General features: G+C 69.5%; 12 protein-coding genes. 7 read left to right on the forward strand and 5 right to left on the reverse strand.

Annotated features, from left to right (window positions below; genetic code table 11):
- Positions 1-28: 28 nt before the first annotated feature.
- From ADY59_RS13265 to ADY59_RS13290, 6 genes are all read left to right on the forward strand, one after another.
- A complete protein-coding gene (locus tag ADY59_RS13265; RefSeq protein ID WP_231618701.1) occupies positions 29-1,507 on the forward strand; it encodes a serine hydrolase domain-containing protein in 1,479 nt (492 codons plus the stop codon).
- Between the two features lie 270 nt (positions 1,508-1,777).
- On the forward strand, positions 1,778-1,951 hold the full coding sequence (locus ADY59_RS49895; protein ID WP_156325463.1) for a hypothetical protein: 174 nt from the start codon (positions 1,778-1,780) through the stop codon (positions 1,949-1,951).
- 358 nt (positions 1,952-2,309) lie between these two features.
- Entirely contained in the window at positions 2,310-2,921 is a 612-nt protein-coding gene (locus ADY59_RS13275) for a dihydrofolate reductase family protein (RefSeq protein WP_049562016.1), read from the forward strand.
- A gap of 37 nt (positions 2,922-2,958) precedes the next feature.
- On the forward strand, positions 2,959-3,282 hold the full coding sequence (locus tag ADY59_RS13280) for a YciI family protein (RefSeq protein ID WP_049562017.1): 324 nt from the start codon (positions 2,959-2,961) through the stop codon (positions 3,280-3,282).
- Positions 3,279-4,514 carry an RNA polymerase sigma factor gene (locus ADY59_RS13285; RefSeq protein WP_049562019.1) on the forward strand — a complete coding sequence of 412 codons (1,236 nt, stop codon included), beginning with the start codon at positions 3,279-3,281 and terminating at the stop codon, positions 4,512-4,514. Before ADY59_RS13280 ends, ADY59_RS13285 begins: the two co-directional genes overlap by 4 nt.
- A gap of 238 nt (positions 4,515-4,752) precedes the next feature.
- The gene (locus ADY59_RS13290; RefSeq protein ID WP_049562021.1) at positions 4,753-5,652 is read left to right on the forward strand and encodes an arginase family protein; all 900 of its coding nucleotides are present in this window, start codon (positions 4,753-4,755) and stop codon (positions 5,650-5,652) included.
- 385 nt (positions 5,653-6,037) lie between these two features.
- Here ADY59_RS13290 and ADY59_RS49900 read toward each other — a convergent pair whose 3' ends face one another.
- From ADY59_RS49900 to ADY59_RS13305, 4 genes are all read right to left on the reverse strand, one after another.
- Complete coding sequence (locus tag ADY59_RS49900) at positions 6,038-6,325, reverse strand: hypothetical protein (protein WP_156325464.1); 288 nt, start codon at positions 6,323-6,325, stop codon at positions 6,038-6,040.
- A 320-nt stretch (positions 6,326-6,645) separates the two neighbouring features.
- Complete coding sequence (locus ADY59_RS13300; RefSeq protein ID WP_049562024.1) at positions 6,646-8,487, reverse strand: preprotein translocase subunit SecA; 1,842 nt, start codon at positions 8,485-8,487, stop codon at positions 6,646-6,648.
- 161 nt (positions 8,488-8,648) lie between these two features.
- Positions 8,649-8,822 (reverse strand): hypothetical protein, encoded by a 174-nt coding sequence (locus ADY59_RS48680; RefSeq protein ID WP_197093607.1) that lies wholly within the window; start codon positions 8,820-8,822, stop codon positions 8,649-8,651.
- A 237-nt stretch (positions 8,823-9,059) separates the two neighbouring features.
- Positions 9,060-12,080: a S8 family peptidase gene (locus ADY59_RS13305; protein WP_231618698.1), complete on the reverse strand. Its 3,021-nt coding sequence runs from the start codon at positions 12,078-12,080 to the stop codon at positions 9,060-9,062.
- Between the two features lie 367 nt (positions 12,081-12,447).
- On the opposite strand from ADY59_RS13305, the gene ADY59_RS13310 reads away from it, so the two are divergent.
- Entirely contained in the window at positions 12,448-12,813 is a 366-nt protein-coding gene (locus ADY59_RS13310; protein WP_082310078.1) for a TetR-like C-terminal domain-containing protein, read from the forward strand.
- A 410-nt stretch (positions 12,814-13,223) separates the two neighbouring features.
- Here the strand turns inward: ADY59_RS13310 and ADY59_RS13315 are convergent, their stop codons facing one another.
- Complete coding sequence (locus ADY59_RS13315) at positions 13,224-13,727, reverse strand: GNAT family N-acetyltransferase (protein WP_231618702.1); 504 nt, start codon at positions 13,725-13,727, stop codon at positions 13,224-13,226.
- Positions 13,728-13,919: the final 192 nt, after the last annotated feature.

Here is a 13,919-nt window from a genome sequence, read left to right on the forward strand (position 1 = left end):
CCTCTGCACAGGAGTACGTGTGAACGTGATGACAAGGCGCTTCATGACCAGCGCGGTCGCCGTGGTGGCGTGCTGCCTCGGCTTGCCGGCCGCACCCGCCGCCGCGGCGGCGCAGCCAGCCCCGGCCGCGATCGCCGAGGTCGTAGCGGCCAATCTCGGCCCCACTCGCCTGCCCGGCGTCGCGGTGGCACTCGTCAAGAACGGGCGCGTCCTGCACACCGGCGGATACGGGCATGACGCGCGTGGCGAGCCGGTCACCAGCCGGACACCGATGCGGATCGCATCACTGTCGAAGTCGTTCACCGCCCTGGCGGTAATGCAGTTGACCGAGGCCGGCGACCTCAGGCTCGATGACCCCGTCGCGCGCCATCTGCCGGAATTCGCCATGGCCGACCCCAGAGCCGAGCAGATCACCGTTCGCCAGCTGCTCGACCACAGCTCCGGCATGTCGGATACCACCCACCCTGAGGCCGGTCTACCCCAGCCGGACTCCCTGCGCCAAGCCGTGGCGGACCTGCGCCGCGCCAGGCTGGCCGCCCTGCCGGGCCGGCGACACGAATACCACAACCCCAACTACTGGGTCGCCGCTCGGCTGGTGGAAGTGGTGAGCGGGCTGCCCTTCGCCGAATACCTCGCCCAGCGGGTGTTCACCCCGTTGCGGATGACCTCGACCGTGACCGTCGACAGCTGGCAGGACCCGGTACCCGGCCTCATCGACGGGCACAACCGCTTCCTCGGGATCACCTGGCCACGCACCGAGCCCGACCGGTTCGTCGCCGGCTCGGCCGGCATCGTCACCACCGCCGACGACCTCGCCAACTGGCTGGCCCTGCACACCCGTGGCGCGGCGAGCACCGTCCTGTCCAAGAAAGGGCTGCGCGAGTTGCATCGGCCCAGCGCACCCGACGGCCGCTACGCCCTCGGCTGGGACAATCCCGACCCCTACGGCGGGCCCCGGCAGATCACGCACCCCGGATCGTCCTTCACCTCCACGGCCACCATGGTGCTCCTGCCCGGCAGCGGGTACGGCATCGCGCTGATGTCCAACAGCCGCATGCCGCTGGAGGCCGACGTCGAGGCCGTCATGGAAGGACTCATCGCCCTGACCCAGGGCACGCCCGGCACGGGCGCCCCGCTCCCGCTCGCCTTCATCGCCGACCTGACCGCCCTCGCCGCCGCGATCTCGATCGCGACAGGCGGGGCCGTCAAAGCTCGCCGGGCGCGCCGTTGGGCGCAGCGCCGCGCCACCGCTGCCCCCTGGAGAACGACGCTCCGGCTCGTCCCCTATCTGCTGCCGTCGCCGGTGCTTGCCTTCCTGCCGCGCATCCTGGAACTGATCACCGGCGGGCGCGGCGTCACCTTTGTCCTGCTGTCCCACATCTGGCCGACCTTCCTCGCCGCAGTCGGCCTGACCGCAGCAACCGGGATCATGGTCACCACCGCCCGCATCCGCGCTCTCCTGCGACAGCAGCGCCGCCAGTCGGCATCCTCTACGACCGGAACGTGAGCACCGGGACTTCACGACTTCCGAGGCTGTTTCACAAGCGGCCGTTGTCTGTAGCGCCTGGCCGCTGTCCACGGCGTCCATGACGAACGGCTCATCCTGTCATCTGTCTGCTGGATCACCGGAGGAAGCATGCAGGCGGCCGGTCCAGCCGATCGAGGCCTGTCTGGCGTACCTGACCGACATCGGACGATCCCCAACACGATCAAGGCGTACGCTCCCGATCTGCAGGACTGCTTCACCTTCCTCGGCCGGCAGGGGCTGGACTGGCGCTTGTCCGCGCTGCTCCACGACAGCGGGATCCGGATCGGCGAGGCGCTGGGCGCGCGCCACCAGGACCTGGCGGCCGCCGAACGGACGGTGACGGTCCAGTCGCGGGTCAACGACAACGGCGCCCGGCCCAGATTCAGGACGCCGTGCACGATCCCGGTCCCGGCGGAGCGCTGACCTGCTCGGCGGTCCACGACCTGGTACGGCGGCTGCGACGCAAGACCGGGATCGCCTTCGACCCGCACTGGTACCGCATCAGGCACTGACCGACATCCCCGCCAGCGCCAGGCCAGGCCACCCGCCTCCAGGGTCTTCGCGATCGATCTGGCCCCAGATCCCCGTCCGTGCTGGGCGCGATCAAGGAGGCGGAGCGCCGTCGCCGTGAAGCCGTCGTGCCGTCGGATCGCTGACGAGACCGGAGCCCCGGCCAGTTCTTCAAGAAATCCGGGAGGTGGTGTCGGATCGGGGCGGTGGTGTTCGTAGCAGGGGTGAGGCCGCCCGCAAGGGGCGGCGCCAAGTCAAAGGAATCGCGATCATGAAGCTGACGACCATGACTCAGGTCACCCTCGATGGCGTGATGCAGGGAAACGGCGCCGCGTCGGATGACCGCAGGAACGGATTCGAGCGCGGCGGCTGGGCGTTGGGGAAAGGCGATGACGAGACCAGGGCGTTCATCACGCAGACCTATCAGCGCGCCGAGGCGTTCCTGTTCGGCCGGCACACCTACGAGCTGTTCGCCGGCTCTTGGGGATCCATCGACCAGATGCGCGCCCATCCCATCGGCGTGGCCTTGAACGAGGCCCCCAAGTACGTTGCCTCGACCACGCTCACCGCCCCGCGCTGGCAGGACACGACCGTTCTCGGTGGTGACCTTGCGGCGGCCATCGGTGAGCTGAAGGCCAGGCCCGGGGGTGAGCTGCAGGTGCACGGCAGTGGCATCCTGGTCCAGTGGCTGCTGGAGAACGACCTGGTCGACGAGATGATGCTGATCACCGTCCCGGTGGTCGTCGGCCAGGGCGCGCGGTTGTTCCCCGCAGCGGGCCCGGATCTTGCGCTCGACCTGGTCGAATCGCGGGTCGACTCCAAGGGTGTGTCGATCGCGGTCTACCGGCCGGCTGGGCGCCCGCAGTATGCGCCAACGGCCTGAACCACGCCGCCTTGACACCACAGGAGTTGATCTTCAGATGCAATATCTGGTTTCCGTGATCGATGACAAGAGCAATCCTGGCAGCACGGACAGGCGGCCTGCCATCAGCGCGTTCAACGAACGTCTGATCGCCGAGGGCTACTGGGTCTTCTCGGGCGGACTCGCGGACACCGACGCCGCCACGGTCATCGACAACCGGGGCGAGCCGGCGGTGTTCAGCGACGGGCCTTTCGTGGAGTCGAAGGAGTATCTCGCCGGCATCTGGGTGTGGGAGGCCCCCGATCTGGATGTGGCGCTCAAGCTCGCCGCCGAGGCGTCGAAGGTCTGCGATCGGAAGATCGAGGTGCGGCCGTTCCTTTGATCGACGCCCGGGAAGCGATCACCCGGGCCCACGAAGAGGAGTGGGCGCGGGTGATCGCCGCCCTGACCAGGCGTTTCGGTGACCTCGATATCGCCGAGGAGGCGGCCGCCGAGGCGTTCGCGGCCGCCGTCGAGCGGTGGCCGGCCGACGGCGTGCCGCCCAACCCCGGCGCCTGGCTGACCACCACTGCCAACCGCAAGGCCATCGACCGGATCCGTCGCGAGAACAAGCGCGACGACAAGCACAAGGAGGCTCAGACGGTGTACGGCAACGACCCGCCCGAGCCTGTCGGCGCCATCGACGACGACCGGCTCCGGCTGATCTTCACCTGTTGCCATCCGGCACTGGCGATGCAGACTCGCGTTGCGCTGACGCTGCGCATGGTCGGCGGTCTGACCGTGCCCGAGATCGCCCGCGCCTACCTGGTGGCCGAGACCGCCATGGGACAGCGGATCACCCGGGCCAAGACCAAGATCAAGGCGGCCCGCATCCCCTACCGGGTGCCATCCGCCGAGGATCTACCGGCCCGCGTCTCCGGTGTACTCGCCGTCCTGTATCTCGTGTTCAACGAGGGCTACCTGGCGACCGGCCCCGACACCGATCCCCTACGTCCCGACCTGACCGCCGAGGCGATCCGGCTCACCCGCCTGATCCGTGGCCTCATGCCGGGCGACGGCGAGGTGGCCGGGCTGCTGGCGCTGATGCTCCTCACCGAGGCTCGCCGCACCGCCCGCGTCTCGGCCGGCGGCGACCTGGTCCCCCTGGCCGAGCAGGACCGCGGGGCCTGGGACGCCGGCCTGATCGCCGAGGGCCACCGGCTGGTGCGTGAGCGCCTCGCCGCCACCGCCGCCGGGGCGGCTCCCGGCCGCTACCAGATCCTCGCCGCGATCAACGCCGTGCACACCTCCGCCCGCGATATCCGCGACACCGACTGGTCACAGGTCCTCGCCCTCTACGACCAACTCATCCGCCTCGATCCCTCGCCGATCATCGCCCTCAACCGGGCCATCGCGGTCGCCGAGTTCGACGGCCCGCAGGTGGCATTGGCGGCCGTCGACCGCCTTGAGGACACGCTGGCCGGCTATCACGCCTACCACGCCACCCGCGCCGACCTGCTGCGCCGGCTGGGCCGCGGCCAGCAGGCGTGCGCGGCCTACGACAAAGCCATCGAACTGGCGGGCAACACCGCCGAGACCGCCTACCTCACCCGCCGCCGCGACCAACTGCGATAGCGCCCACAGCCCCGATCAACCCCGCGCGCAGCGGCGGCCGCCCCCGAGGCGCCCTGCCGATGCATCCGACAACCTGTCGCGTCGACGAAGGGTCTCGCATCACAGCTCCCCGCCATTTCATGCGGCTTTCCGTCAAGCGATGATTGCAGCACGGGCAAACGCCCGGGCTGCGCAATTTCATGATCATATGCACTCCGATCGTCGCCACCGAACAGGCGTGCACCGGTAGGTTGAGGCAGTGACGAACCGACGACCAGCGTTGCTCGACGCCCCTTCCAACCTGGGCCTACGGCCGCCTGCGCCGGGCACCGTGCCCGGCTGCTACAAGCTGCCCGGCGCGTTGCGGGACAACGGCCTGCGACTCCGCCTGGCTGCCGAGGACGCTGGGTGTCTCACTCCGCCGCGCTACGATCGCGGCGAGTGGCGAAGCGGCGACGGGGTGTTCAACGCCGCAGCCATAGCCACGTACACAGTGAAACTGGCCGATCGCATCGAGGCCCTCCTCATGGAGAACCGGTTTCCGGTCGTCCTCGGCGGAGACTGCAGCATTCTGCTGGGCAGCACGCTGGCGCTCTCCCGGCGCGGCCGATATGGTCTGGTCTTCGTCGACGGCCACGACGACTTCCGGCACCCGGGCAACTCCACCGGCATCGGTGCGGCCGCCGGAGAGGACCTGGCTCTGGCCACCGGGCGAGGGCAGCCGGACCTGACCGACATCGAGGGCCGCCGCCCGTACGTGCGCGATTCCGACGTGGTCGTGCTGGGTGTGCGGGACGAGGACGCGAACCAGGACGAATTGCATGACCTCGGCATCCCGGTGTGGAACGTCAGCCGGATCCGGCAGGAGGGCAGCGCTGCGACCACCGCCTCCGTGCTCGCGCATCTGGAGCGAGCCGAGCTGGACGGCTTCTGGGTGCACCTCGACGCCGACGTGCTCGATCCCGACGTGATGCCGGCCGTCGACTCGCCCGATCCCGGCGGGTTGCGGCATGACGAGCTCATCGCACTGCTGTCTCCGCTGCTGGCAGCGCCGGGCTGTACCGGCTTCCAGGTGACCGTCTTCGACCCCGATCTCGATCCGGACGGCCGGCTCGCGCGAGAATTGACCGACACCCTTGTCACATCCCTGCACGGCTGAGGTACAGGAGCTGTCCGTGCTCCTCCGTCGCGGGTCTGACGCACCCGGTGATCGCGAACCCTGCGTACCCCGTCTCAGCGCTTGCCGGCCCGGACGGTCGCGGACGAGCAGGTGGAGGCGGTGGCCAGGGTTCCGCCCGGCAAAGAGCCTCCGGCTGCACCTGCGGTCGACAACAGCCGGTGGGCGCCGTGCACGCGGGTGGTCGGGCGTCAGGGCCAGAGACATCGCCACATCCATGACCAACGTCGGCCGGATGACGTTGCCGGTGCCTGGCCGGCGCACCAGAGTTTCCGTCAGCAGGCTGCCCACCAAACCACCCACCGCCAGGGAGGCGAAGGGGTCCTGGGACATTCCTCAGGGAACAGCGCCAAGGACTTTCCAGAGGTCAGCGCAGGTGCGCTGAGCAGGCCGAGCGGACGCCGGTGGAGCTGCTGGAGGTCCCCGACGGCCGGAGGGGCTCGACGCTGGCGTGAATGCCCGCCACGGTGACGGACGTGTCCGGGACCGGGCAGGGTAAGGCGCTGGAGCAGGTCGAGGCGGTATGGGCGCTGGGCGGCGGCGCGGTGGACACCATGGGGGTGGCGCCGGTGAGGCTGGCCGAGCTCGCCGCGCCCGGGATGTCCGCGAAGGCCCCGAAGGTCAAACAGTTGGAGGCGATGCGGCGCTCGGCCACGTTGCTGGCGCCTGCCGACGCAGCCCCGCACGATGGCCGGGTCCACGACGGCATCGCAGGATCGCCGGCGACCGTACGCGCCGCCGTACCTTCGGAAATTCGGCGAGCCAGGTGCGTTCGGCACGGCCGGCGAGAAGCGCGTTGGGCGGGCCGCCATCGGTCGAGTCCGCCGAAGGGGTGTATGAGCTTGAGCTGATCAGCAGGTGTGGCGTCGTGAAACGAAAAACGGTCAGCGCATCACGCTTCTTGCGGATGGCCAGCCCGAGCGTCGGTCCCGCGACACCTCCGAGCCGGTCAGGCTCACGCGCCGGTAGCTCGTTTCAGCGCGCCGACCAAGGAGGGAGAGAGCTGGACGGGACATACCAGTACCCTCCCAGCCCGTGCAGCCGATCCGTGAGTGCCTTCGCTGCCCTCTCGCGCATCGCCCTGTCGGCGGCCTCGGCCTTCTCCCGGAAGGCGGGCGACGCTTCCTGAGAGCGCTGTACCTGCGCGTCGTCGTCGCGCATCGCTGTGAGCTCGGCCAGGCAGGCCGTCCACTGTTCGTCGATGACCTCCGCGGCGATGAGGCGCAGTGCCTCCCTGCCCACGTTTCCCGGCGGCGCCTGCTCGCCGGTGAACGCCAGGACCGCTTCCAGCGGCTCGGCACCTTCCACCATCGCGCGGCGCTCGGCGTACAGTTGCTCCCGGATCGCTGAGAGAACCGCATCGCAGGCCGCCGCCCGGCGCCGATAACCGGTGATCCGCGCCTCGCATTTCCGCTTGGCACGCTCGACGGTTCTGGCGAGCAGCGCCCCCTCCACCGGCTCGGTGATGTGCTTCAGGAGGAGGCGGCGCGGCCAGTCGGCATCCCGGTGCCAGATCCAGCTCTCGTCCAGCGCCACGAAGATCCGTGTGTCTCCCCGTGCTCCCGCCAGCGCGCGCAGGCGTGCCTCCAGGCGCCTGGTGCTCGGATATTCGGCGCCCAGTACCACCAGCCCACCTGTCTCGACCACCCGATCCCGGTCGGCCGTCCACGCGGGGAGCAGCCCCCGCCTGGCCACGGCCACTGCCTCGTCCCAGGCATCGCCGGAGGCGATCACCGGGTCGAGGCCCGAAGCCAGTACGTGTTCCTGGGCCAGCCAGTCCAGGTCACCGCCCAAGGCGACCTCGCCCTCCACCGCTGGCTGCTTCAACAGGGTGACCGTCGCCGGGCATCCCGCGCGGGCCAGCGGGCGCTCCTGGTGAGGCCATGCGACCGGCAGGCCGCGGGCGGCCAGCAGATCGGCCAGCCGCTCGGTGATCTCCGGGGAGTCCGCGACCACCAGTACCGGCCGGGCCTCGGCGTGGTGACCTGCGATGATCTCGAGAAGGCCGTTCAGTTTGGCCTCGGTCGTGGTGTACAGCAGGTCGGGATGGTCATGCCGCGCGGTCGGATGCGCCGTGTCGACGTTTTCCACGGAAAGCCCAAAGAGGTGGGTGAACTCGGCGGCTTCGGTCAGGACCGTCGGGGCAATCCCTGCCAGGGACTCGTACCGGGCCAGACAGGCGCGAACGCTGATCGACGCCGTGCGGATGCCGTCGCGGTCCAGGGTGAGGTCGGTGGTCGACTGGTCGAGCATGACGAGGTCGGCTTCCATCACGATGGCGCGGTACGGCTCGCGCTGCACCCGCTCGTTGGGGCCCGACACGCGGTTGTCGAACAGGTGATCGTAGCCGAACTCCTCAACCCGTCCCACCGTCACGTCCGCCGCATAGGCGAGTCGTCGCTCGTCCGTCTCCATGTCGTTGGACAGGTGGGCGACCCTCAGCCCGAGGCGCTCACACACCGTGGCCGTGACGGGCGCGCCGTCCCCGGTCATCAGATGGACGCCCCTGCCTGCCACGGCGCCGAGGAAGACGGCGAGCGTCGCGGCGGCGGGCCAAGCCGTGCGATCGGCGAGCTCCACCATGGCTCCGCGGTACAGTGCGGTGCCGGCCTGCAGCTCGGCGGGGGTGCAGCGGTGGCCGAAGATCCTGCCGAACGTCGCAGAAACGAGTGCGAACGCCTCGGGCAGCAGCGCGTCCGGACTTTCTCCTGTGGCCTGTCGCCTGCGTAGGGCGACGGCGCGCGTGAACAGATCAGGGTCGGACGCGTCCGCCAGGAGTGCGGCCATGCGCTCGATCGCCCGAATGTCCAGATGCAAACGGTGTGACACCTTCAAGTGTGTCAGCCGGGAGAGGGCGAATGATCTGAGATGGCCGAGAAGTGGCGAAGAATGGCAGCCGATGCCTCCTTCGGAGATGCGTCTGCTTCGCGGCCATGCCACGCCAACCAGAGCTGGAAGGCCGCGCTTGTCCACACCGCTCACCACATACCCGCCAGTCGCCAGGCGGTCGGCTCTGTCCATGCGGTGAATGCGGCGATCATCAGGTCGTCGCGGCCCAGGGAATCCGCGTACTCCACTGCTTCGCGGCGCGTCTCGCGGGCGGCTGCGACGGCTCCCGCCCGTATCTGCGCGCGCAGCAGCCTGCCGAGCAATTGGACCCGTTCTTCCGGTCCGATCGAGTTGGCGACGGCTCACACCTGGGGTGACACCGGGCAGGAGGAAGGCCGGATCAGCCCTGCGCGGCTGATCCGGCCTCGCGGTGGGGCGACTTCGGCACCGAGGCCCACGGCCGGCACCTCAGCCGCCGGCACTCCTTCCGCCGTCGTCTCCCGGGCGTTCCCGGTGTGTGGCGGTCGCGTGGACGTCCGGGATCACGGGGATCACGGGGATCACGGTCGCAGCTTGTACGCGCGGATCACCGTCTCCTTGACGGTGTTGCCGTCGGCGTCCGTCGCCGACGCCCGCAGTGACACCGTCGAGGCGTTCTTCGGGTGCGACAGCTTAGCCGTGTGGGCCGCCACGATCGGGGCCTGCCGCCAGGTCTTCCCCTCGTCGTAGGAGACCTCGAGCGACAGTTGCTTGGGCCGCAGGTTCGCCCCTCGCTGGTCCTGCAGTTGCAACGGCACGAGCTGGGTCCGGCCGGCCTTCGCGGTGTCGTCCGCCTCCAGCCGCGGCAGGAATCGCAGGAAGATGACGTCCAGCGCGGGAGACTGGCGGTCGCCGACGTGGGCCGAGCGGAAGGTCCATTCCGCGTCGATCCTCGTGCTGAGGTCGAACGCGGTCCCGCGCACCACGCTCGTGGCGAGCCGGTACAGGCCGCGCTGGGGCGGCACGTTCTCGAAGGTTCCCGAGCCGGGGGCGGCGATCTCGTCGATGAGCTTGCCGTTGTAGTACAGCTTGGTCGTCGCCTGGTCGGTTCTGGAGAAGCCGGCGTTGCCGTTGCCGTCCGTGAACATCGGCACGTCGATCGACATGGTGTCGCCGCGACGCAGTGCCAAGGTCGCATTCTCCGAGGCCGCCGCGCCGGGTCCGTACACGGCGTCGATGTAACGGGCGGTGTACCTGTGCCGCGCCCGGTACGTCTGGGCCGGAGCGGTCCACGTGGCGTGGATCCCACCGTCGGTGTCGGTCTGGATCACGGAGCCGGTCCAGACGGTGCCGTCGGTGGAGTAGTGCTCCGTGCGGGCGCCCGGCAGGGGGACGTCCGACAGCAGTGACCAGACGAACGCGTTGCCGGACGTCGGGAAGGGTGACACCGACCGGCGGCCGACATGGCCCTTGATCGTGGCGCCGAATTCCGCACGGACGGTGGCGAGGTCCCGCTTCTGGACCGTCTTGGTGAAGTCGACCGGCATCTTGCCCGCCGGGAACCACGCCAGCCCGTAGACCTCCCCACCTGCGCCGGCCCAGTGAGTGTTCACCTTGCCGGTCAAAATGTCGTCCTTGTGCGGCCGGCCCAGCTGGGCGGTGGTCAGGACGTTCAGATCGTTGATGAGCATCCCGCTGCCGAACAGGCGGGTTCGGCTCTGGATCGCGTAGCCGATGTCCCCGAGTTCGAGCCGCGCGGAAGCAGGTGGTACGATCTTGACCGGCTTGCCGGTCCTGGGATCCATCGTGAACGACAGGTCACGGTCGAGGACCACGCCCGGATGCGCGATCAGGTTGGCACGGCCGTCGGCCTGGGTGTAGACCGCCCCCTCGATGAGGTAGCGCCCCTTCGGCAGCCGGGTCGTCACCGTCCCGTCGGCGTCGTACGGGAAACTGGCATACGAGCTGTCCAGTCCGATGAGGGTACTGGCGTACTCGGGGGTCGGCGCACCGTTCTCGTCGAGAAACGCCAGGGTGAGGTCGTAGCTCTCCGGCTCGCGGTGGATCGCGATCGGGGTGCGGGTGACCGAATCACCTGTGGTGGCGACGACCGCGCCCGAGTACACGCCGTCGGCCGTGCCCCGGCGCGCGTCGCCGGTGACCGTGACCTGCGCCTGGCCGCCCGCCGGTACCGTGACCGTGGTGGCGCTCAGCGAGAACACCTCAGCCGGCGTACCGTCCGGAGCCGCCGCGTCGACCGCGAGGGTCAGGGTGACGGGGCCGCTGCCGAGATTGTGGTACGTGAGCGGCCGCGTGACGGGCTCCTGGGCGTCGTAGGGCCACCTCTGCGTTCCCAGACCGAGGCTGACCGGCTCGGAGATCACGGTCTGGGCCAGGGCCGCGGCCACGGCGATCCGGCCGGCGCCCTGTTCGAAGGCGGTGGCCTTCGGGTGAGGTGACGCCGATCCGGACAGTGCGGCCTTCAGCCGTTCCCCGGTCCAGTCCGGGTGCTTCTGAGTGAGCAGCGCCGCCGCCCCCGCCACGTGCGGGGTCGCCATCGACGTGCCCGACAGTCTGGTGTACCCCTTCTCCACCGGGTCGCCGATCGTGCCGTCGGCGTGCGCCGCCGCCACGATGCCGACCCCGGGGGCCGTGACGTCCGGCTTGATGGCGCCGTCGCCGACCGTCGGGCCCCTGCTGGAGAACTCGGCGAGGACGTCGTCGCGGTCCACCGCGCCCACGGTCAGCGCGGCTGCCGCGCTGCCGGGCGATGCCACCGTTTCGCCGTCCGGACCGGAGTTGCCGGCCGCGATGACGAAGAGCGTGCCGTACTGCTGGGAGAGCCGGTTGACCGCCTCCTCCATCGGGTCCAGGCCGGGAGTGTCGTACCCGCCGAGGCTCATGTTCACGATGTCGGCGCCCTGCTCGGCGGCCCATTCCATGCCTGCGATGATCGAGGAGTCGGGGCCGGAGCCGTAATCGTCGAGCACCTTGCCGTCGAGGATGGACGCCCCGTACGCCACGCCCCGGTACTTGCCGCCGGACGCGGCGCCGGTCCCGGCCACGGTCGAGGCGACGTGCGTCCCGTGACCGACGCGGTCCACGTTGTCGGCCGAGCCGCTGAAGTTGCGCTCGGCGATCTCGCGGTCGGCCAGGTCGGGGTGCGTCTGATCCACGCCCGTGTCGAGCACGGCGACCTTGACTCCGGCTCCGGTGTAACCCGCCGCCCACGCGGCGGGAGCGCCGATCTGCTTGACGCTCTGGTCCAGGACCGCGCGCCGCTTGCCGTCCAGCCAGACCCGCGTGACGCTTTCCTCCAGGGTGCGTACGCCGTCCCCCTTCGTCAGCGCGTCCCACACGGCGCCGGCTTGACGTTTGTCCGCCGCTACCGCGACCGCGTCGATGCTGCGCAGCTCGCGGGTGACGGAGGCGGGCGCGACGTAGCTCTGGGTGATCACCTGGCCGACCGGGTGGCTCACGATGAGCGGCAACGAGGTGCTGTGAGCATCGTCGTAGCCGAGATCCAGCAGCGTGGTCACGTCGAACAGCCTGCGGTCCACGGCGCCAGTGGCAACCAGCCGCTCGGCATCCGCCGGGATCACGTAGACGTGGTCGTCCAGAGTAAAGGTGCGAAAGGCGGTTCCCTCCCGCCCTTTCGCGGGCTGCACCGATCGGGACGTCGCGCCTTGCATGAACACCTGGTCGCCGGTGATGAGCGTGACAATGCGCCGCGGGCCGGCCGCTGGTGCGGCCGCAGCCTGCGAAGGCGTGGCAATGGCGGGAGCCGTGCTCAGCAGCATTCCCAGGAGTAAGCCGCCAACGCCGGCCGTTCTACCGATGTCCACCTGATAACTCCAGTTCGCGGGGCTGGGTGCTCCATCCCGCGGAGTCCAGCCCGATGCTCTAGTCACTTTCGAACGGAGAACGCGTCGTCCGTTCGCGTAACCATAATTTCGGGTAGGACGAAATATGGATAACGGTTTCCCGCCAAAGAATGTGCGAATCGCGCCATTCTCTCCACCCGTGGTGGCGCGGCATGATCATTCAGGTGGGCGTTCGGCGGACGGCGCGGAGTCGGACTCCGGCCTGCCGGTTCGCCGCAACAAGGTAGCCGCGATCCTGCACCGCGCCGTCGAGCGCGGCGGACTGCCTGCCGGCACCGACGTCGAGCTGGGACTGGACTTCCCGGCCGGGCCTCTCTACCGGCGTGTCAGCATCATTCAGGCCGCACCCGACCCGGAACGCATGCAACGCCTCACCGACAAGATCATTGCCGCGCTCAGCCATGACGGCGGAATAGGGCGGACACCCGTCATGGACACGATCCGATCGTAGGAGCCCCCGGCAACGGCCCAGTCCCGTCCTCGGCGAGCAGAGTCGGCCGCAGCCCCATCGCATCCAGGCGGCCGAGCGCGCGGCCCAGGGCGTGGTGGTGTGCGGCCACGCGGACGAGGCAAACGCGAGGCACTCCGCCTGGCCGGGCTTTCCGTCGCGTCGGAATGGTGGACCGCTCCGCTGTGAGCCGAACGAGTCCACCCTCAGACGTACGGGTCCGCGGTGCTCGGCCCGTCTACCGAACCGGCTTGGCCCCATCAGCTCGCGGGCCGCCCGCCGCAGAACAATGCCCGCGATCCAGGTCGCGCCTAGTCTGCCCTACGACGGACGGATCATGGAACGGACCTCCGACTCCATCTCCTGGACCTCCTCGACATCGATCCACGAGACCGCCGGCGAAGATCACTCACCTACGGAGAACGGGGCTGGCGCAGGTCCAGCTCCATCAGCACCGTGTCGATCCAGCGGCCGTGCTTGAACCCGACCGACCTCAGCCGGCCCACCGCCTCGAAGCCGAACTTCTCGTGCAGCCGGGCCGAGGACGGATCCCCGGAGTCGGCGATCACCGCGACGAGCTGGCGGGCCTCCGTCTCACGGGTCGCGTCGATCAAGGAGCCCAGCAGCAGCCGCCCGAGCCCGCGCCCCGTGTGCTCCGGCGCCAGGTAAATCGTGTCCTCCAGCGTGTGCCGGTAGGCGGGCTTGGGCCGGTACTGGGAAACGTAGGCGTACCCCGCGACCTCCCCGTCCACCTCTGCGACCAGGAACGGCAGCCCCGCCCCCGTGATGCCGCCGGCCTTGACCCGCCAGTCGTCCGCCGCCAGAGGCGTCTCGTCAAACGTGGCGACCGTGGTGGTCACGTAGTGGGCGTAGATGCCGGCGATGGCGGGCAGGTCGGTTTCGGTCAAAGCGCGCACTTTCGTCATATGGACATTCTGCTCACGGGCAGATGACGGTCGTGTTTCCGGACCTCCCGGCAAGCTGCTAGCTGTATCGACCACGAGCGTTGTTAACAGAGGAGCTTGATCAATAGAGAAGCCTCCGATGTGGTGAAGGTGTCGAATCTGCACCGCACGGAGGCTTCATGTCCCACCGTAACGCCCGGCTGA

This window comes from Nonomuraea sp. SBT364, from assembly GCF_001083785.1.
Classification (GTDB): Bacteria; Actinomycetota; Actinomycetes; order Streptosporangiales; family Streptosporangiaceae; genus Nonomuraea.